The 19,136-nt window shown below is 68.1% G+C and carries 18 protein-coding genes and 1 pseudogene; 13 read left to right on the top strand and 6 right to left on the bottom strand.

Annotated features, from left to right (window positions below; genetic code table 11):
* Positions 1–252: 252 nt before the first annotated feature.
* The 5 genes from ACWCXH_RS35420 to ACWCXH_RS35400 all read right to left on the bottom strand — a co-directional run bounded on the left by ACWCXH_RS35420 (position 253) and on the right by ACWCXH_RS35400 (position 8,223).
* Positions 253–1,419: a hypothetical protein gene (locus tag ACWCXH_RS35420; protein WP_449805616.1), complete on the bottom strand. Its 1,167-nt coding sequence runs from the start codon at positions 1,417–1,419 to the stop codon at positions 253–255.
* Positions 1,420–2,348: 929 nt separating this feature from the next.
* A complete protein-coding gene (locus ACWCXH_RS35415) occupies positions 2,349–4,433 on the bottom strand; it encodes a TraM recognition domain-containing protein (RefSeq protein ID WP_449805615.1) in 2,085 nt (694 codons plus the stop codon).
* On the bottom strand, positions 4,423–5,163 hold the full coding sequence (locus tag ACWCXH_RS35410; protein WP_449805614.1) for a replication-relaxation family protein: 741 nt from the start codon (positions 5,161–5,163) through the stop codon (positions 4,423–4,425). The genes ACWCXH_RS35415 and ACWCXH_RS35410 overlap by 11 nt, the downstream gene beginning before the upstream one ends.
* A gap of 557 nt (positions 5,164–5,720) precedes the next feature.
* Positions 5,721–7,658 carry a hypothetical protein gene (locus tag ACWCXH_RS35405; protein WP_449805613.1) on the bottom strand — a complete coding sequence of 646 codons (1,938 nt, stop codon included), beginning with the start codon at positions 7,656–7,658 and terminating at the stop codon, positions 5,721–5,723.
* Between the two features lie 223 nt (positions 7,659–7,881).
* A complete protein-coding gene (locus ACWCXH_RS35400; RefSeq protein ID WP_449805612.1) occupies positions 7,882–8,223 on the bottom strand; it encodes a hypothetical protein in 342 nt (113 codons plus the stop codon).
* Positions 8,224–8,969: 746 nt separating this feature from the next.
* Here ACWCXH_RS35400 and ACWCXH_RS35395 point away from each other — a divergent pair.
* From ACWCXH_RS35395 to ACWCXH_RS35335, 13 genes and pseudogenes are all read left to right on the top strand, one after another.
* The gene (locus ACWCXH_RS35395; protein ID WP_449805611.1) at positions 8,970–9,917 is read left to right on the top strand and encodes a quinone oxidoreductase family protein; all 948 of its coding nucleotides are present in this window, start codon (positions 8,970–8,972) and stop codon (positions 9,915–9,917) included.
* Positions 9,918–10,025: 108 nt separating this feature from the next.
* On the top strand, positions 10,026–10,847 hold the full coding sequence (locus tag ACWCXH_RS35390) for an IclR family transcriptional regulator (protein WP_449805610.1): 822 nt from the start codon (positions 10,026–10,028) through the stop codon (positions 10,845–10,847).
* Between the two features lie 151 nt (positions 10,848–10,998).
* The gene (locus ACWCXH_RS35385) at positions 10,999–11,607 is read left to right on the top strand and encodes a hypothetical protein (protein ID WP_449805609.1); all 609 of its coding nucleotides are present in this window, start codon (positions 10,999–11,001) and stop codon (positions 11,605–11,607) included.
* Positions 11,608–11,850: 243 nt separating this feature from the next.
* A pseudogene (locus ACWCXH_RS35380) lies at positions 11,851–12,174 on the top strand (helix-turn-helix domain-containing protein); the annotation flags it as partial.
* Between the two features lie 36 nt (positions 12,175–12,210).
* A complete protein-coding gene (locus ACWCXH_RS35375) occupies positions 12,211–13,185 on the top strand; it encodes a transcriptional regulator (RefSeq protein WP_449805617.1) in 975 nt (324 codons plus the stop codon).
* A 155-nt stretch (positions 13,186–13,340) separates the two neighbouring features.
* Positions 13,341–13,499, top strand: coding sequence for a hypothetical protein (locus tag ACWCXH_RS35370; protein ID WP_449805608.1), 159 nt, complete (start codon positions 13,341–13,343; stop codon positions 13,497–13,499).
* On the top strand, positions 13,496–13,918 hold the full coding sequence (locus ACWCXH_RS35365) for an ATP-binding protein (protein ID WP_449805607.1): 423 nt from the start codon (positions 13,496–13,498) through the stop codon (positions 13,916–13,918). Before ACWCXH_RS35370 ends, ACWCXH_RS35365 begins: the two co-directional genes overlap by 4 nt.
* Positions 13,915–14,088 carry a hypothetical protein gene (locus ACWCXH_RS35360; protein ID WP_449805606.1) on the top strand — a complete coding sequence of 58 codons (174 nt, stop codon included), beginning with the start codon at positions 13,915–13,917 and terminating at the stop codon, positions 14,086–14,088. Before ACWCXH_RS35365 ends, ACWCXH_RS35360 begins: the two co-directional genes overlap by 4 nt.
* A 232-nt stretch (positions 14,089–14,320) precedes the next feature.
* Positions 14,321–14,596 carry a putative ATP-grasp-modified RiPP gene (gene tgmA, locus ACWCXH_RS35355; RefSeq protein WP_449805605.1) on the top strand — a complete coding sequence of 92 codons (276 nt, stop codon included), beginning with the start codon at positions 14,321–14,323 and terminating at the stop codon, positions 14,594–14,596.
* Positions 14,596–15,591 (top strand): MvdC/MvdD family ATP grasp protein, encoded by a 996-nt coding sequence (locus tag ACWCXH_RS35350; RefSeq protein WP_449805604.1) that lies wholly within the window; start codon positions 14,596–14,598, stop codon positions 15,589–15,591. Before tgmA ends, ACWCXH_RS35350 begins: the two co-directional genes overlap by 1 nt.
* A complete protein-coding gene (locus ACWCXH_RS35345; RefSeq protein WP_449805603.1) occupies positions 15,588–16,718 on the top strand; it encodes a methyltransferase domain-containing protein in 1,131 nt (376 codons plus the stop codon). Before ACWCXH_RS35350 ends, ACWCXH_RS35345 begins: the two co-directional genes overlap by 4 nt.
* A gap of 137 nt (positions 16,719–16,855) precedes the next feature.
* On the top strand, positions 16,856–16,981 hold the full coding sequence (locus ACWCXH_RS35340) for a hypothetical protein (RefSeq protein ID WP_449805602.1): 126 nt from the start codon (positions 16,856–16,858) through the stop codon (positions 16,979–16,981).
* A 270-nt stretch (positions 16,982–17,251) separates the two neighbouring features.
* Positions 17,252–17,857 carry a hypothetical protein gene (locus ACWCXH_RS35335; RefSeq protein WP_449805601.1) on the top strand — a complete coding sequence of 202 codons (606 nt, stop codon included), beginning with the start codon at positions 17,252–17,254 and terminating at the stop codon, positions 17,855–17,857.
* A gap of 138 nt (positions 17,858–17,995) precedes the next feature.
* Here ACWCXH_RS35335 and ACWCXH_RS35330 read toward each other — a convergent pair whose 3' ends face one another.
* Positions 17,996–18,796 carry a hypothetical protein gene (locus tag ACWCXH_RS35330; protein ID WP_449805600.1) on the bottom strand — a complete coding sequence of 267 codons (801 nt, stop codon included), beginning with the start codon at positions 18,794–18,796 and terminating at the stop codon, positions 17,996–17,998.
* Positions 18,797–19,136: the final 340 nt, after the last annotated feature.

Below are 19,136 nucleotides of genomic sequence, written 5' to 3'. Positions count from 1 at the left end.
GGGCGCGTCCTTCGGTCCGGTGCCCGGAGGGGCTGGCCGGAGCGAAGCGGAGAGCCGGCCCCGCAGGAAACGCACCGGACCACCAGGCAGCCGCCCCCGAAGGGGGCGTCCTTTCCCGGGCCGCGCCGCCCCTGGGGAGGGGCGGCCCGGGGCGGGGTACCGCGCCTCACGGCCCGTCTTGGGGCGGGCCGTGAGGGTTGAGGGGGCGGCGGTGTGCCGGTCCCGCTGCCGGGTCCGGCACACCGTCAGGGTTTACAGCCTGGGGAAAAGGGCCCGTGCCGCGAGCGGGTGGTTATGAAGCCGGTGCAGGAAATCGGCCTGGAACGCGCTTCGGGCCGCGATCTCGTCCGGGCGCATGTGCCCTACCCCCTTCTTGGTCTTCACGATCACTCCGTCGATGATGCTGATTCCCGCTCCCCCGAGATCGGAGAAGACGTTCGTGCGAAGGTGCAGGTAAACGTTTCCTTCCTGCTCTGCGATGGTCACCGCGTAGGCCAGATCGGCCAGCGGGTACACGTGCTCGGTCCGGGACCGCGACAGGAGTTCCGGGCGCAGAGCGCGCAGGTAGTGTGCGAGCGCCGCCCGGGTCGCGGTGCGAAGGGGTACGTCGATGCTCTCCGGGTCGAAGTCCTGGACGGCGGGCCGCTGCCACGTTCCGGCCGTACCGGTGGTGCAGGTACGGATTACTTCGTCGTACATCTTCCGCAGCTTGCGGTGGATGTAGACGAGATCGGCGTAGAACTCCGGGTCGCTGAGGGACTGCCACCCCTGCGGCAACAGGAACTGTGCCGTGGCCGTGGCGGTGTGGGTGGAGAGCACCGGAACGGGCTGGAGCACCCGAAGGGCGTCACGGTCCACTACGTCCGCGCTCAGCAGGGCGCCCAGTACGGACGCCTCCTCGACGATCCGGCGGGTCCGGACTGCGGGGAGTTCCCCCGCCCGTACGGCCCGCTGCGCGACCTCTGCGCGGTCCTTGAGCGTCCGTCCGACGAAGTGTGCGTGAAACCGCTTCTCGCCTTGGATCGACTCGCGGTCCAGGGTGTTCGGGTCGTAGCTCCACGACACGACCGGGGTCAGCTCGTAGGGGCGGCAGTGCTCGGCGAAGCACGCGGCGACCACGCCGAGCGCCTTTCCGAACTCGGGGGCGTGGTCGTGCAGCCCCGGCCGGATCGTGGTCCCTGCGGACATGAGCATGAACTCGTACAGGGCGTGCGGCGCACGCTTGTCAGTCAGCGCGTACGCCTCATCGGCCGACGTGTTGATGTGGGCGAGGACCTTGGTGCCACCGTAGAGCTGGCCCACGGTCTCCAGCTGCCGAACGCCGTTCACGTGGTCCGGGTAGCCCTTCGCGGGGAGCGAGTCCACCACGCGGACGTCCATGCGGTGGTCTTCCAGTGCCGTCGGGAGCAAGCCAGTCATTCTGTTCTCCGTGGTGTTGAAGGTCTGGGCTTTTGCCGTGTCGTTCCGGGGCTGCTATCCCCTTTCCGACATCTCTATTCTTCCGTAATTGAGGGGTGGTGTCCACTCAATACCCCTCCCACTTGAGTGACTTGGGTCACATCGGCGGCGGTGGGTGGGGTGGGCCGTCCGGCCCGCCCGCCCGACTCACGGAGCTCGTGTGCGGCGGGGCCGCCCGCCCTGCCGGCGAGGTGCTCGTGCTCGCGGACGAGGCCCGCCAGGGCCGATGTCCGCGGCACGGCACCGAGGCGGCAGGGCGGGCGGCCCCGCCGCACACGGTGACGTGGTCGGGCGGGCGGGCCGGACGGCCCACCCCACCCAAATAATCAGGCGCCACACCCCACCGACCGCTACGGCCGGGAACTCCCCTCGCATCGCCGGCCTATCGGCACGCCCACTCGCCGGCTCTCCGCTTCGCTCCGGCCAGCCGCGCAAGCGCATCGCGTAGCGATGCCGAAGGCGCCCTTGACGGGCCGTCCTGTCCCGAACACCCATCGAGCGGGCGGCCCCGGTCACCAACGGCCTGCCGCTGGCGGCTCGGAGCGCCGCACTACCCCCGGTACCCGCGCAGCGGGTACCCCCGCTGGCGCGGAGCGCCGCACTGCACCACGCCGCAGACGCCCCGAAAATGCGCCCGCCAATAGGCGGTCCACACCGCCCGACGAAGGAGCCGGCCCAACACGACCACGCCGTCAGGCGTGCCCTTTGCCTCCTTGTGTGACCGTCACACCGAACGCTCGCGATGAACGGGAGCGTCCTCGATGTCAACGCCTGAACCACTCGGGCGGCGGGTACCACCGCGGTGGCCACGAAGAACTCGGCCGAGAACGACTTTGGCCAGGCGGGTCCGGTTTTGCGGACCCGCCTGGCCAAAGAGCTGGACGGCCTTGCTAGAAGTTGTCCCAGGCGTCATCTTCCGGCCCCGGGTCGCCTCCGGGATCTGGGGCCGGAGTCGCGGAAACAGGCGCTGGAGTGGGAGCCGAGGGCTTCTCCGCAGCTGGTGCAGACGACGGAGCGGCGCTCAGGGACGCCGGCGCCTTCTCCTCGGTCTTCTGTGCAGGCACCGTCTTGTCGAGCAGGACGGGCGGCGGGCCGGAGAACCGGGGCGCGAGAGCCATACGCACCCGGTACAGCCGGTCGTCAGGGAATCCGACCATGACGACCGCGCAGCCCTGGGCGAGTTCCTTGAACTCATTCGGGTGAACCTTGAACTTGTCGACCTGGCGGAGCGAGCCGACGCCCGAGCCGGCGGTCACGGATCCGAGCAGTCCCTTGTCCTCTTGGACCTGGATCGTCTCCGACCATGCCTCGAACGTTCCCAGGAGCTCCGCGACTTCTGCGGCGGAGGCGGTCTGGCGGTGAAGGATCATCACGTTCGTGTTGGTCAGCACGGCACGCTGGAACTCTTCCGAGACCACCTTCAGGTCGCTGAGATCCTGCGTGCAGAGGAACAGGCTTCCCCCGGCGGCACGCATCCGCGCGAACAGGCCGGCCATCGTGGCGCCGCCGAGACCGGAGAACTCGTCCACACCCGCGAAGAACATCCGGCCGCTCTCTCCGAAGCCTTCCTGGAGAAGCCTGTCGCCGGTGGCGCCGAGATCGGTGAGGAACATCGTCCCGATCTGCCGGGCGGCTTTCGCGTCCGCAGCCGCCGACAGGCTGAACAGGACGACGTCTCCGGCGTGGATCGCAGCGTACAGATCCAGGCCAGACTGCGAGTCGATGAGAACTCGCCGTCCTTCTCCCGACACGAGGTTACGAATGCGAGTCGCCAGCCCCGGGATCGAACGCTTGAGGTCCTTGGCCTCCTTCTCCAGATACTCCAGATACTCGGTCAGCTCCGCGCCGACGATGGCGGAGAACTTGTCCACCCGGGAGCCCAGAGCCTTCAGCGTCATGAGCCGTGCCAGGTCGACCAGGTCACGGCGCCACGCCCGCCGCCCGTCCGGGAACTGCTCGACAACCCCGGCCGCGACCAGGTCGTCCAAGGCGCGCACCACGAACAGCAGGAACTCCTCAGCGGCCTCCCGGTGGTGCGGTTCGCTGAAGCCCCCGCCGGCCACCTGGTCCAAGGCCTCCACGATGCGGCTGCGAATCTGCTCCGGCGTCCCGTGCCGGATGGGGTTGTAGGTCGTGCCCTGGCCGTTGACGGTCACCAGATGAAACCCGCGGCCGGCTTCGTGGGCGGCTCCGCGCATCGCAGCAATCAGACCAGGGTCAGCCTTCAGGTCGGCGAAGATGAACGGAAGTTTCAGACCGCGGGCGTGCGGCGAGACCACCAGCTCGTAGACCAGGCGCTCAATCGAACGCGACTTGCCGTACCCGGTGACACCAGCCATGAACAGGTGCATCCCCAGCGCCTTCGCGGGAATCTCCACGATCTCGCCGGTGAGTTCGTCAGCGCCCAGACGGATCCGCAACTCCGTCAGCGACTTGGCCGGCTTCCTACCGTCGGTGCCCGCAGCCACCTTCTGCAGGACCCCGGAAACCTTCCGCTCACTCGCAATCTTCTCGGGCTTGCGCCAGTCTGCGGCGAACTTGGTCCTGCGCACCAACCAGCACCCGCCGATCGCCGTGCCGAGCAGAACCGCGAACGGAAGCTGACCGAGAAGCCAGTCAAGCCACCGAGAACTCACGGCGGAGGCTACCTGCGTGTTCCAGTCGCCCGGACCAATGCCCGCCGACCAGAGCTCGCGATAGGGCCGGACGTAGTACGGAACCAGACCCAGGAGAAGGGCCGCAACAGCCCCGAGAACGCCTGCTCCGGCAACCCAGCGCCGAACTTTCAGAGAAAGGCTGGATCCTCCCGCAACAAGAACCAGCATGACAAGGGCAGTCACCGGGTTGAGCAGCCCCAGGAGTACTCCCATCCCCCGCAAGATCGCCTCGGCCTCGGTCGTGGTGCTCTGCTGCAACCACTTCTGTTGAGTCGTTGGACGACCGGCAAGGTCTCCCCGGCGACGGTCATTCGCCATCTCTACTCCTCGGCTTCTCCGGGTCCCACTCACGGATCGCGATCTTCCGTCCCCTGCCCAACTCAACCGACCTCTCGTTGGCGGTCAGGCTGGCCTCCTGCACGTACTTGAACAATGGGGGGTACGCCCAGAACACAGCCCCCCTGATGTGGCTCGCGTAGACATACATCAGCATGTTCCGCACGAGCCTCGGCACCGCCTTCCGAGTGCGCTCGACCTCGTGAACGAACACCTCTGTGGAACCTCCAGAGACCTCGCGCACTGACGCAAGGTCCGGAAACTTCCGACCCGAGCTGTCCGACATTGACGCAGAGAACCGGAACTCGCGGCCCTCCTGGTCGAAACCTGGAGTTTCCAGGTGCCGGATCTCCCGCTCGGTCACCAGCTGGTCGCCCGGCTTGGACAAAGAGAGTTCGTGCGCCAGATCCACGACAGCCAGGTCATGGTGGATGTCGCTCACCTTCGGTCTCACCACCGACCCCACCAAACCGGCCAGCTTCATCCCCTGCCCAGTCACGGAGTACACCCGAGGCAACGACTCGAAGGGCCTGCTGTAACTCACAGCCCCCAACTCCTCCAGCGCTGCGAGCCGCCTATACACCACCCGCTCAGCCAGCACCGCCTCACCCGGAAGCTCTCCTCGCCTACCGAACTCCCGAGCCACCTGCCGGCTCGTCACCCCACGCCACCGGCCAACCCAGCCAAGAAACTCCATGTCACGCTCAGTCATCCGCGCCACACAACTCACCTCCCTTCGACTTACTCAAACTCCCGCCCAACTTCCCGCTCACTTCAACAGCCAACTCCAAAGCCCTACTCACACAACTACTCCAACCCGCCCGCCCCAACTACCAAGCCAAACTCTCACCACCACTCAAACCATCCACCCACCCACTATAGTTCTGTTTTAAATTTATCTTTCTCTTTTGCTTTTCACTTTCGCCTCTGTCTTTATCTTTCGCCTTTTTCTTTCACCTCCACCCTTCCCCTCTCACCCACTCTCAACTTATCACTCCACATCAACTCTCTTACCACACCTCTCCTCTTCCACCCCCACTGATCTCAACCTCCTCCTTCTTCTCCGAGACCACACCATCTCTGAGGGACGATGGGAGGGTGTGGTCTCGGAGAAGAAGAGGGAAAATGGCAGGTCAGTGGGGGTGGAAGAGGACAGGCCCCTGACACCCTAGTGTGCACCCACATGACACTCCAGAGCCACCCTTGGGAGCCTTTCCCGAGGGTGTCCTGAGTTCTTGTCAGCTGACTATTCGATTGTCCTGGCAGGAGCTATGCGGCAGCCCCCAGAGAAGCCATCGCACGGCGGTTTCGAAGCAGCAGCACCCGCTCCTCGCGCTCGCCTGGGGACAGGGCTGCGAAGCGCTCCTGCCAGGCCGCACGACGGGCGTCACGCTCGCGCTGAGTCAGGCTTTCCCACCACGCATCACGGCGCTTCTGGTCGGCCACCGCGCGCCTTTCCACCGCACGTGCCCGCTGGGCTTCCCAACGGCTCTTCCAGGCAGCCTGAGCCTTCTCCCGGGCCACGCTGAAGGCTGCCCGCTCCCGGGCGATCCGGGCCGTACGGAGGACCGCTGCGGACACCGCTGCCTTGGTCGCGCGGCCGGCCTTCCGTGTCAGCTCCCAGGAACCCGAGGCCGTACGCCGGACCACCTTCATCTGCACCAGAGCGGTGAGGCCGGTAGAGACGTTTCGCAGCTGGGAGGAAGAGGGCTGGAGGCGGGAGCTGTAGCCGCTGAGGTGGTAGAGGCTGGTCTCTGTGTGGGGGCCGGGGGTGAGGGCGAGGGTGGTGGCGAGGGTGTACCAGGAGCGCCCGGGGTGGCCCAGGGTGTGACTACATGGTGGTTCAGTACTTTCCGCAGTGAAGTCCAGAGCCAGGAGGTTGAGAGCGTACTGATGGCTGGACGCAGAACCTTCCGAGTAGTCGTAGGTGTGGGTGCGGACCAGGACACCGGCACTCTCGTAGTGCCTCAGCATCGCGCGAACAGTGTTTCGGGCGAGGCCGCTGTCGGCCTCCAGGTCCCTCTCCGGCATCGGGCAGTTCGCCAGAGTCTGGCGGGCCATCCGATCCCCGACAGCAGCCAGTAAACGCTCCGCGCTGTGGCGCTGAACGGGCTTCAGGCCATCCCAGAATTGCCGGCGGACGCCGAGCAAAAGAGGCCCGACAACACGCTGCCATCGAGCCTGCGGGGTCCGCCGGGCGGTCACAGGACTGTGGCTGTCGACGTACTCGACAGCCTTCTCCCAGACGTAACGGGTCCACCAACCCTGCCCCTTCCCGCGGGACCTGGCGAAGCCGGCGTTCCGGGAGTCAGCAACCACGGACCAGGCCGACTCGCAGGTGTACCCGGCGATGGCCAGTCGGGCTGTCGACAGCAACTCGGAGAGAGAGCGGTCCGACGCATACACGGCATCGGGAGATCGCAGGCGGTCCCAGAACTCCGGGTTGCTGATGTCCTTACGAGAACGAGTCCAGGGCATCGCCGGCTGCTCTGCACGAACCGGCGTCATCCGGCGCTCGGGCAGGTCGCGGGCCCAGGACGGAAAACTCCGCCAGAGCTCGGCAACATCCTCGGGGAGTTCTACTTCCCCGCTGCTCCTGTGAGGCGCGGACAGCGGTCGCAGAGTACGGCGCCAGTCAATCTGACGAGACGTCGCGCCCCACTCCACACGTACCGACTGGACCAGGGCGCGGAACTCATCTTCAGCGTGGCGGTAAGAGGCGGAAGGAGGAATCAGCACGATCAGGTGCCAACGTGCGTCACCGCCGCCCGACCGGCGGGAGACCCACCACAGACCCTTACTCTCGGCCCAGCGCACCAGGCGTTCGAGGGCACTGACGGACCACTCTGGATCTTCTCCGTCGATGTCGACGCAGCACACGCCGGCTCGCGCGTGCGCGACGTACGACCGGCCTTCGCCGGCCAGGACGCGACTAGACGCCTCGGCCAGGGTCCGTGGCCGAGAAGTGGCGAGTTTCTTGTTGTCGGCACCGATCAGGAAGATCGGCGCGCTGAAGAGCCGCGCATCGAGCCAGGCAGCAAACTCCTGAGGAGTGGTCGGCTGCTGCAGGGCGCGTGACTTCGGCCTCTTCTGCCGACGGGACGCCGGGAGGACGAACAGACCGCCGTCAGTGGAGCCGGCGGTACGGCTTCTGGGGGCATCGACGTGTGCCGAGGAAGCCGGCGTGGACACACCGGTTCCGGACATGGTGGTGCCGACCCGAGGACCTGTGGCTATAGTGGTCTCCAGAACTGGATAACGGCGTCAGGCAGCACGAAGCCCCGCTCGGGACCTCTGCCCGCAGACGCCAGCTGTTGAGAGGGCTTGGATCAGCGTCTTTTGGCGCCAACCTTCGGAGCTGACCGGCCCTCAAGATTCAGTTGTTGTTGGTAGGCCCCCGTGGTCGCTTACGAGCCCGGGGGCGGATTACTCACTTCTGTGGAGCCTCCTGGGGGGTTCCGAGTCCTTGTGACACCCTGACCGCCTCGGCGACGTCCTTCTTCACCTTGTCAACGACAGCGGCCCAGCTCAGCATCGTAGCCGGATCGGCCGCCTGAGCGTCGCGTTGCTCCAGCAACATCTCCATGACCTTGCTGATGAAGCCGGCCGCGGCCAGACGCGGGTGAATCTCCTTCAGCGCCGGCTTCAGCTTGGCCGCGATCTCAGAGTCAAGGTTCACCGTGACGCGCCAGATGTCACCGCTGCTGGGGTCGTAGCCCGAGTCCCTGTTGGTGAGCATGCGCACATTTCCCTTGGCCATGGTCAGCAGCATGCCATGCCGAGGAAGTCCCGTGCATCACGGCCTCGGCGTGTCGCGCCAACTTTTTCCAGCCCAGCCGTGTTTAGCCCCGCAAGAGTGCCACTTACGACTGAGATGTCCGATTTACGTACTTGACGTCGGGTCAATCTCGCTTGACCCGACGACAGTCCGGCCGCAGGCGACGCTGACCGTGTCAGGGGCAAAACGGAGGACGCGGAGGCGAACAAGCCCGGTTCCCGAAGCCAGGACGGCAACCACCGCACTATGGCGGCACGGTGAGACGTAGCGGCGGCACGTGCCGCCGCCCGCGCACTTCCCGCGAACGGTACGAGGAACCGCCGGATCGGAGATGTCAGCGTCTCGCCGGCCGCACGCCAAGCGAGTTCGGCCACACCGGGCTTCGGCGCGTGGTTGGAAGCATCGACGGCAGGCGCCGGGCACGCCTGGGCACAAGCTGCCCATCGCGCACGCGCCTTCATCCCCCGGTTCCCCCATCGTGGTGCTTGCGCCGTGCCAAGCCACCATCAGCAGGCAGCCAGGACGGCAGCGCTGCGACTCTACGTAAATCGACGATGACGGTCAATGAAGACGGCGGGCCGGGCGATCCTCGACATTGCTTCTCACGCGATGAGAGGGGAAGCGCGGGAGGAACCTCTCGTGTGGCGAGAAAAGGGCGCGAGCAACCGGCAGGAACGTCGCGGGAGAGTGGCAGGACCTAGCCTGTCACGCGACATAGGACGCGGAACCTGGGGAGAGACGTGCGCGCAATCATCATGCGGCAGTTCGGCGGGCCAGACGTGCTGGCGCTGGAAGAGGTGGAGGACCCTGCGCCCAAGGCTGCCCACCTACTGGTCGACGTGACTCGCGCCGGCGTGAATTTCGCGGACGTGCACGCGCGGCAGAACTCGTACCTCGCAGACGTTCCGCTGCCGTATGTCCTCGGCAACGAAATCGTCGGGACCGTGGACGGAGGCCGACGGGTCGTTGCGCTGACCAAAGGCGGCGGTTACGCGACGAAGGCCTTGGTCCATCGGCGGGCGGCGTGGGATGTACCGGACGACATCACGGACGACCAGGCAGTGACGCTTGCTCTGCAAGGCAACAGCGCCTGGCACATCCTTTTCACCGTCGCACAACTGAAGCAGGGCGAGACCGTCGTGATCCCGGCCGCCGGCGGAGGTGTCGGTTCGATCGCGGTACAACTGGCGAGGGAGGTCGGAGCACGCGTCATCGCTCTGGCCAGTACCAAGGAACGGCGCGACCTGGCGCTCGAACTCGGCGCCGACAAGGTCGTCGATTCCTCCCAACTCGACGGGTTGACCGAGAGGATCGTCGACGCGGCCGGCGGGCCCGTCCACGTCGCCCTGGAGATGACCGGAGGCGACATGGTCGAGGCCATGGCGAACACGTTGGCGCCGCGCGGCCGACTCGCGCTCTACGGCTACGCGAGCGGCAGTATCGCCGACATCTCGGTGAAAACCCTGTTGGAGCGCTCGATCGTCGCCGGAGGGTTCTGGCTCCCGCACCTGTACAGCGACCGCGCAGCCCTGCAAACGAGCATGCAGGCACTGTATGGAGCCGTCCGCCTCGGCGTGCTTCGGCTTGTCGTAGGAAAAACCTACGCTCTCGGAGACGCGGCACAGGCGCACATTGATCTGGAGGCACGGACCAAGTCCGGCAAGCTCATTCTCGACACCAGCAGGTAGGCTGTCCGGCCGGCTGTCCGGCCCAGCACGGGGACTGGGGCAGCGAGTGGGCGTCAGTGCGACAACGGGCGATCTCACGGGAGCCGCGCCGGAGAACAAGGGGGCAAGATGTCTGGACCACTCGGGGAAGGCATCCGGAAGAGCAACGGCACGACGCATGCGGAGCGCGTCTTCCGCGTGCAGGCCGCGTTCGCCGAGATCGGCCGTGACACGGCGCGGCTTAGCGAGTTGGCAGAGGCCACCGGCCTCGATGACTCCACGGTCAGTCGAATCCTCACCAGCGGTGTCTACGTCGGCACGTTCGTACGGCGTGAACGTGGTCTCTACGCCCTCGGCCTCGGAGCCGCCGATTTGGGGTTCCAGGCACTGGCGCACTCCACCGACGATGACGCCTCGCACAGCGCACTGGTGGAGTTGCGCGAAGCCACGGGGAAAGCCCTCGTCTTTCTATACATGAAGGCGCCCTTCCGGGGGTTGGGACGCCAGTGCATCGACATGGCGGTGGGCGACAGCGACCTCGTCGAACTCGGCATGACGCCGCGAGACGTCCTGAACGTGACCCGTTCTCTCAGGACCGGCGCAAGCGGGCGGACCATCCTGGCCTACCTGCCGATGAGCATCCAGGAGGCTGTCATCGACGGGCCGGTGCCAGACGAGGCCGGTCCTGGTGTGTACCGGGACAAGAACGAACTGCGCGAGTCGTTGAGGGCTGTCCGCGACGCCGGATACGCACTCGGCTATCAGGAATGCATGGCGGGCTGGAACTCGATCGCAGCGCCGATCGTCTGGGACGACAGCGTGATGGGGGCCGTTCTCGTCCTCAAGCCGGCAGAGGTGATGCCGCAGGCCCCGGAAGAGTTCATCAAGGCCACCAAGCTTGCGGCAGCTCGGCTCAGCAGGCTCGGCGGCGGCGCCTGGCCAACATCGTGACGGTCGAACATGCGGGAGGTTGGAGCCGGCTGCTGAGCAGTCGGCTCCAACCCGTCCCGGCATAAGACGTCAACTGCTCGAATCCCCAGCTCACTGTGACGCGGAGGTGGGTACCGGATGGTCCGGTAGATCGTCTGAAGGAGAAGTCACGATGGCCTTTGCGTTCCCTGCTTTGCTTCTTGTCATCGGAGCAGTCGCGTCTCGCCGGAGCATCCGGCTGTTGCTCCAGCAGCGGCGGGACCAGGCACAGGCGCAATGGTTCAAGGCGGTGGCCACCGTCGCCTTCTGGCTTGGCCTCGTAGGCTGGGCCCTCCTGGCTGCTGTCGCCCCGAGGCAGACCGGCGGCACCCTCACTCTCGGCCTCGCATTCGCACCATCCGCAGTGGCCGCAGTCCTCGCAGGCCGCCACGACCGCGCGGACCGGATCGAGGAAAACGCCCTGCGCGCCGCCAACGGCCTGCCGCCGCGGCGGTACCTCACTCCCGTCTGGCGGATCGCGGTCCTGTGGCTGGGGATCTACGTCATCGGCGAGTTGGTGGTTCTCTTCGTCCTCTCCATGGACCCGCCGGCCCGGAATGCGAGCGGTGCGCTACCCAGCCGCTGGCCGCTGGTCGTAGCCACCGCCACCGTTGGACTCGGGCTCTCCCACTGTGCGCTGCAGCGAAACAGGATCAAACTGGAGGACCAGCTGGCCGCCGAAGCCGAGCGGCGTGCCGCGAAGCCGTCCAAGGGCAAGCGGAAGACGAAGCCCCGCCCGTGACGGGCCAGGCCGCCTTGGTGGCCATCCAGCCGGTGCCGCGTAAGCCACTGGGTGCAGTTCACGGCCCCCCACAGGTCGAGCGCCTGGCCGGCGGTATCGACGGCCTCTTCCGGTCGCCCGGCCGCGTAGTGGCATTCCGACAGGTGCACGAGCTTCGCGAACCGGTTGCGGCGGAACTTCGGGTCGAGCAGCGCCATACCCTGCTCTTCCTGCTCAACCGCCTTCGCTGGCTGCTTCAGGTCCATGTGCGTGCGCCATCGCGGCGGCGCCGAGCAGTTCCGGTGTTTCACGGCTTGCCGAAACGATCTGTGGGCAGCCGATTTGAGGGGTACGGTCCCGTGCACACGGGTTAAAGGCGTGCACGGGATGGGGACCAGCGTGGCACCTCCGGACGGAATCAGCATTGGCCAGCGGATCGCGGCCTACGAGGATGTGAGGGGTTTGAGTCATCGGCAGCTCGCCGACCGTGCTCACGTCTCGTACAGCCTGCTCACGAAGGTGGTGTCGGGGCACAAGCCTGCGACGCCGGAGTTCGTGGCAGCGGTCGCCAGGGCCTTGGGAGTTGAGCCGGGCGACCTTCAGCCGCCCTCGTACAGTGACGGGGTGGCCGACGACCCGCTGGTCCCGTTGATGGGGCCGATCCGCACGACGCTCGACCTGTACGACCTGCCGCCGCAGGAGGCCGTGCGCCCGCGGGCCCTGCCGGTGCTTCGGGCTGCGGTGCGGCAGGTGAACGCGCTGGCCCAGGCGGCGAAGTACAAGCCGATGGTGGCGATGCTGCCGGGGCTGCTGGTCGAGCTGCACACGGCCGCGCACGAGTTCACCGACGAACAGCAGCGGCAGGCCTGGGGCCTGCTGGCGGAGGCCTACCGGTGCGGGCACTCGGTCGGGATCGCGATCGGCCTGAACGACCTGTCCGCGACTGCGCTGGCCCGGATGGACTGGGCTGCCCAGCGTGCTGGCGACCGGGCGCCCGCGCTGCGGGCCGCCCGCGAATACCTGCGGGTCACCGCCTACCTGCGGGTCGGCGACCTGGCGGCCTGTCGGCGCCTTCAGGAGTCCGGCCGGGGCCACCTGGACGGCACCGACGCCAAGACGCCGAGCGCATTGGTCACGACCGGGCAGCTCCACCTCGGCTCCGCCGTGGTCGCCGCCCGCGCCCAGCAGACGGAGGTGATGAAGCACCACCTGGACGAGGCCCAGAAGGTCGCAGCCAAGACCGGCGAGCGGCCCGACCTGTCGCTGCACTTCGGGCCCACAAACGTGCAGGTCCACCGGGTGATGACGCTGGTGGAGGCTGGCGAGCACGACCAGGCGGTGGCCGCCGCGAAGGGCATGCGGTTCCCGGCCGGGTGGGCGCCGACCAGGATCGGGCACCACCACATCGACCTGGCCCGCGCCTACCGGTGGATGGCCAAGCCGGAAGCCGCGCTCGACCAGCTGGACGCCGCGTACGCGGTCGCACCCGAGCAGGTCTCCCGGCACCCGCTCGCCCGCGAAACTGTGACTGCCCTGTCACGCTCCGCTAGCCGTCGGAGTCTACGGCTGTCAACCTGGATCACACGAACGGGCATCTGACGATCTTTCACTTCTGGTGAAATTCACGGTCTTACATCAGCGGCATCTTGGTGTTCAGACCCCCGAGAGGCGAAGCCCTGGGGCATGAGCAGGTCCGGACCGCGCGCGGCCCGGACCGGCGCCCACACCAAACCACTGATCCCCCTGGAGCCGTGATGGCCGCTACCCGTCGCCCGCCGCACCCCGCCCCGACGCCGTCCGGGCCGCGCAGATCCGCCGGGGACCGCCTTCGGCGGACTGCCCTGGTCACCGCGGCGGCCGGCTGGGCCAACTTCTCCCCGGCCGCCGACCCCCGGATGCGCCCGGCCTCGTGAGCACGGCAACCGCTCCGACGCCCACCACCGAGAAGCCATCTGTCGCCCACCTGCCCTACCAGACCAAATCGGCCCCAGCGGCCCGCCGTCTGGTCCGCGACAAGCTGGCCGAGTGGGGCCTGGACGAGCTGATCGACGACGCCCAGCTGATCGCTTCCGAGCTCGTGGGCAACGCCGCCAAGACTGGCTGTCTCCTCCGGATGACCTTCGAGGTCACCCGGATCACCGCCACGGCGGTGCGGATCTCGGTGACCGACGGCAGCCGGGTCCTGCCGGTCCTGATGGACGCCGGCCTGAGTGCCGAGGCCGGCCGGGGCCTTGCCCTCGTACACCAGCTCACCAAGGGCCAGTGGGGCACCACCCTGGATCCGCTGGGGAAGACGGTGCATGCGGACCTGCGGATGCGGGGTGCGTCATGACCGGCCAGCACCGCGGACAGCACCGCGACCCCGTCCACGATGCTCTGACGGCCTTCGTGGTGCTGGGGCACCTCGCGGTGATCGGCCTGCTCGGCATCGCTGTACACCAGCAGGAAACCTCCCAGAGCACCATGGCGGCCACCGCCCTGGACAGCGGGCCACCCGCCTGAGCCCCCGCCCCGCCCGGCGCCCCAGGCGGACCCGGGGCGCCGAGCCGGAATCGTTCGGGAAGGTCGTGTGGGCCGATCTGAAGGTCACGCCGAAGGGCGCCTGACCCCCTACAGCTCCGTCCGGCGACCCGGGCGGAATGGGTGTCGGTCGCGCACGCCCCCCACGGGCGGCCGGCACCCACCCCGGTCCCGAACCCGAGACCGGTCACCGAGCACGAGAGGAAGCGACACCATGTCCGTCCTGACCGATCGCATGCCCACGCTGAACCTGCGCGTGGACACCGACCCGGCCGGCCCGCTCACCACCAGGCCGTTCGGGCTCGACGCCGTCACCAACCCCGTGACCGTCGTCCCGATGCCACCCGTCACCGTCGACCCCGTCACGCAGCTCTCCCTGATCGACGGCCGCACGGCTATCGACCTGCCCACCATGGAAGGCTCCGGCTGCCAGACCGAGAGCGACGGGCAGACCGTCATCAGCGTCGACTACGACCAGAACGACGACTGATGACCCACGGCACCGAGAGCACGCGGGGCACCTCGCCCCGCGTGCTCGTCATCACCCACGACCTCGACCCGACCGCCGACTACGTCCTGCGCGAGCTCAACACCCGCAGCGTGCCGTTCTGGCGAACCGACATCGCCGACTTCCCCCAGCGCATGACCATGACGGCCGAACTGCGACCCGACGGCGCATGGGCCGGCACCCTCGCCGGCGCCCTGCGCGGCGTCGACCTGTCCGAACTGCGCTCCGTATGGTGGCGCAAGCCCACCGCATTCCGGTTCCCCGACACCATGAGCAGCCCGGAACAACGGTTCGCCCTGTCGCAGGCGAAGCGGGCGTTCTCCGGCGTCCTCGGCTCGCTGCCACAGGTGCTGTGGGTCAACCGCCCGGAGCGCAATGCCGACTGCACGAAGCCCGCGCAGCTCACCGCCGGCGCCGAAGCCCGGCTGCCCGTGCCCGCAACGCTGATCACCAACGACCCGGCCGCCGTCTCCGACTTCGCGCACCGCTGCGGCGGGCGGATCGTCACGAAGGTGCTCGGCGGCCTCATCCACACCGAGAACGGCAGGCGCGGCCAGATCTACACCACCCGCGTCCCGGCCGACCGTTGGAGCGACCCACGCGTGGCACTGACCGCGCACCTGTACCAACAGGAGATCACCGACAAGGCGTACGAAGTACGCGTCACCTGCGTCGCCGGCCAACTCTTCCCCGTGCGGATCGACGCCCCTGACGGCCCCGGCCGGCTCGACTGGCGTACCGACTCGAAGAACCTCACCTACACGCCGGCCGAGCTCCCCACGACCATCCACACGGGCATCCTGGACATGCTGTACCGGCTCGGACTCGTCTACGCCGCCGTAGACCTGATCGTTGACCAGGGGGGAACACACTGGCTCGTCGACGTGAACCCGGGCGGCCAATGGGCGTGGATCGACCTCACCCGCGGCGCCATCACCACCGCACTCGCCGATCTTCTCCAGAAAGGCACCCCGTGACCACCACCACCGAGCGCGCCGCCGAGACCCTTCGCGGCGGCATGGTCGACGCGCTCACCGCCGCAGGTGACCTGACCGCCCCCGCGTGGGAACGAGCGTTCCGCGACGTGCCCCGCCACCTGTTCGTCCCCCACTTCTACCGGCAAGGGCCCGACGGCGCCCAACAGCGCATCGCTGGCGACGACCCCGAGCACGCCGCCGAGTGGCTGCACGCCGTGTACGAGAACCGGCCGCTCGTCACCCACCTGATCGACGGGAACGCCGCGTCGTCGTCCAGTCAGCCATCCCTCATGGCCGCGATGCTGCAAGCACTCGGCGACCGCGACGACATCCGCGTCAAAGAGATCGGCACGGGCGCCGGCTACAACGCCGCGCTGCTCTCCCACCGGTACGGCGGCGACCAGGTGGTGACCGTCGACGTGGACCAGGACATCACCGACACCGCCCGGCAGCGACTCGACCGGGCTGGCTACCACCCCACCGTCATCACCGGTGACGGAGCCGCCGCGCACCTACCGACCGAGCCAGGACGGCCCATCACGCGCCGCTACGGTGCGATCATCGCCACCTGCGGACTCGGACGCGTCCCGGTGGCGTGGCTGCCCGAGCTCACCTCTGGTGGGCTGATCGTGGCCCCGATCGGCTACGGCATCATCCGTGCCCAGCAGATCAGCCCGACCGAAGCCGCCGGCCGTTTCCTGTCCACTGCCGCCTACTTCATGCCACTTCGCACGGCCGGCGACAGCGGGATCATCCGGCGCCCCGCGCTGCCCACCAGCCACAGCCGCCCGTCGACCGTCGGCGCCGGTGTCCTGGTGGACGAGAACTTCCGCTTCCTGGCCAGCATCGCGCTTCCGCCGTGCGGCTGGCAGTACGACCTGACTGACGACGGCAAGCCGACCGGCGCCCGTGTCTGGGCTGCCGACGGGTCGATTGCCGAGCTGCGGCCGGACGGCACGGTGACCGAGACCGGCCCCCGGCCGCTGTGGTCCGAGCTCGAAGCCGCACACGAGCTGTACGAGCGCCATGGACGGCCATCCCGCGACCGGTACGGCATCACGCTCACGGCGAGCGGTCAGCGAGTGTGGCTCGACAAACCCAGCGGTGTCAGCTGGTCCATCGGCTGACCCCGGGGCAGCAAGGCCCCCACCAGCAGCGGTGGGCACACTGGACGGACGCCGCCGCGAAGGGAACCACCGCTACAAAAGCTCTTGGCTTGTCGGGCGTCCGTCTCACCCTTGACCCAGCGTTCGACAGCGGGGTCATGGAACGGGAGTTGATCCACCACCACGCGGCCCAGCCCGAAGCGGATCAGGCCGCCCGGGCCTGGATGGCCGCCTGCCGGTGGGAGGATGCGATGGTGCCCTACGCCGCGTTCCGCGGCCTGTGAAGGGTTGGCCACGGGAAGTACCGTGACCAGAAGCTCGGCGGCCAGCACAACGCGAGCGGGGACTGCCTTATGTTGCTCCGGAAGGTCCAGCAGATGGCGGAGGGCCGGTGGTGGCCGCTGATGCGCCCGAGCACCCGCGCGGCCCGCGCCTCTTTCGACCGACCAGCATGAAAGGTTCCCGAGGATAACCGAGAAGCCCCAGTCCGAGCCCAAGGCCCACGCGGAAGCCGCCTGATGACGTACCAAACAGAGCAAGGGAAAAGCAGCAGGATGAAGAAGTACCTGACCGTTCTGGGCACTGTGGTCCTGGGGACCGCAGCACTCACGGGCTGTGGATCGAACGGAACAGCGACCGGTGACGCGACGAAGCCTGCGGGGGCGAGTGCGCAGGACACTGCCGTGCGATACCAGCAGGCAATCAACGCCCACGACTGGGCGGCCATGTGTCAGCTGAAGACAACCGCGTACCAGGGCGGAAGCCTTCAGAAGTGCACCGCCGACCACGCCGAAAGCACACCGCCGGTCTCGGCCTCACCGAGCACCAGCCCGGCCGAGCCGGCGGGCATCTACGCGGACGGCTCCACCGTCCCGCCGATGGCCACCCCGAGCCCGGCCGACACCCGACCCGCGACGATCAGCCCAGTAACCGCCGAACGGACCGAGCAGGTTCCCGCACTCAGTCAGCATCCTGCCGGCACCGGCGTGATGGTCGTCTTCCAGGTCACCCAGCCCAAAGGCACCAGCAGCACTCAGCGGCGCGCGATCCGGCTCGTCCAGGACGGCGTCGGCTGGAAAGTCGACCAGGCATGCGACGTCCACAACTCCGACATGACCCAAAGCGACCCGCTTCAAGCGGCGCTGGCCAGTGGCAGCTGATGGCACGGGTCAGGCACGATCGGGTCCAGAGATTCACGATGCCGGAACGGGCCGCGAACGGCGCAGGTCCCGAGCGGGTTGCCTCCGCGGACTGGGTGAACGTCCGATGAGCGCCCTCCCGCACGCCGCGCTGCCTGATCAGCGGCGCGGTTTGGCGGTGACGATCCGCAGCCAGCCGTCGGCGCCGGCCGCTGCGGCGCGCTCCCGGGTGGGGTAGTGGTCTCGGCGGTTGGGTGTGGAGCCGTGGGGCCAGGCGTTCCAGCCGTTGCGGCGCAGGTTGTTGTAGTTGGGGCCGATGTGGCAGATGACGGTGCCGTCGGCGGCGACGACGTCCCAGTTGCCGGTCTCCTGGTATTGCTCGGCCTTGACGAGCTCGGCGGTGTCCAGCAGCGCGAGGGCCTTCTTGCGTGACAGGTGCAGCGGCCTCGGGGTCCGCGTGGGACGGCTGCGTTCGTTACGTGACGGTTCCGGCTGCACCGCGTCGGGCGAAGCCGCGGCGTCGGCGGTCTCCGATCGGCCGGCCCCGGGGTCGGTGGCGCGGGCCCGGGCGGGCACTGGTTCGTTACGTGACAGCTCTTTGGGGCGCATGGCGGCGCGGACGGCATCAACCAGGTCGTCGTACCGACGCTGCAGGGCCGCGAGGGAGTCGTCCCGGCAGGCGTTCTCCTCGACGGCCGTGGCCGCGTACTCGACGGCGGCAGCCAGGGCGGCGCCGGCGGCGCGGATCCGCCCGGCCGGGCTGTCGTCGGCGCCCGGCTCCACGGGTTCGTTACGTGACGGTGCGGCCGTGGGCAGCTGCGTGGCGGCGGCCCGGAGCACGGCCATCTCGGCGGCGCGGCGGCGCCGGTGGGCTGCCTGCCGGCAGGCAGCGGAGCAGGTGCGGCGGGCCCGGGCCCGCCCCTGGGTCATCTCGGTGCCGCAGATCTCGCACGTGGGCATGCCGGCCTCCCGGTTTGTTACGTAACGTTCCGAGCCTACGCGGACACCTCTGGATTGTCACGTAACAAACCTAAGCGCAGGCACGGCCAGCGCCCGCTGGGCCCGCCATCAGGCGGTTGGCAGGGGTTCGGTACGGATGTCGATGTCCCTCGCGCACGCGGCGTGCACGCACCCTGGGTCTCCTGGTCGTGGTCACTGCCCCGGTATCAAGGCCTCCGCCGGAGACCTTGATGGCGCGCTGACCTGCGGCGTCAAGGTATCCGTCAAGGTGCGAAAGGATGAGGGGATGACTCCTCCCACTCGTCGGCCGCTGGGCACCGGCCCCGCGCCTGTCGTTCCG

The organism is Kitasatospora sp. NPDC001660, assembly GCF_053596725.1.
The sequence above is the reverse complement of the archived record's forward strand: the minus strand, read 5'-3'. Positions and strand labels throughout refer to the sequence as shown.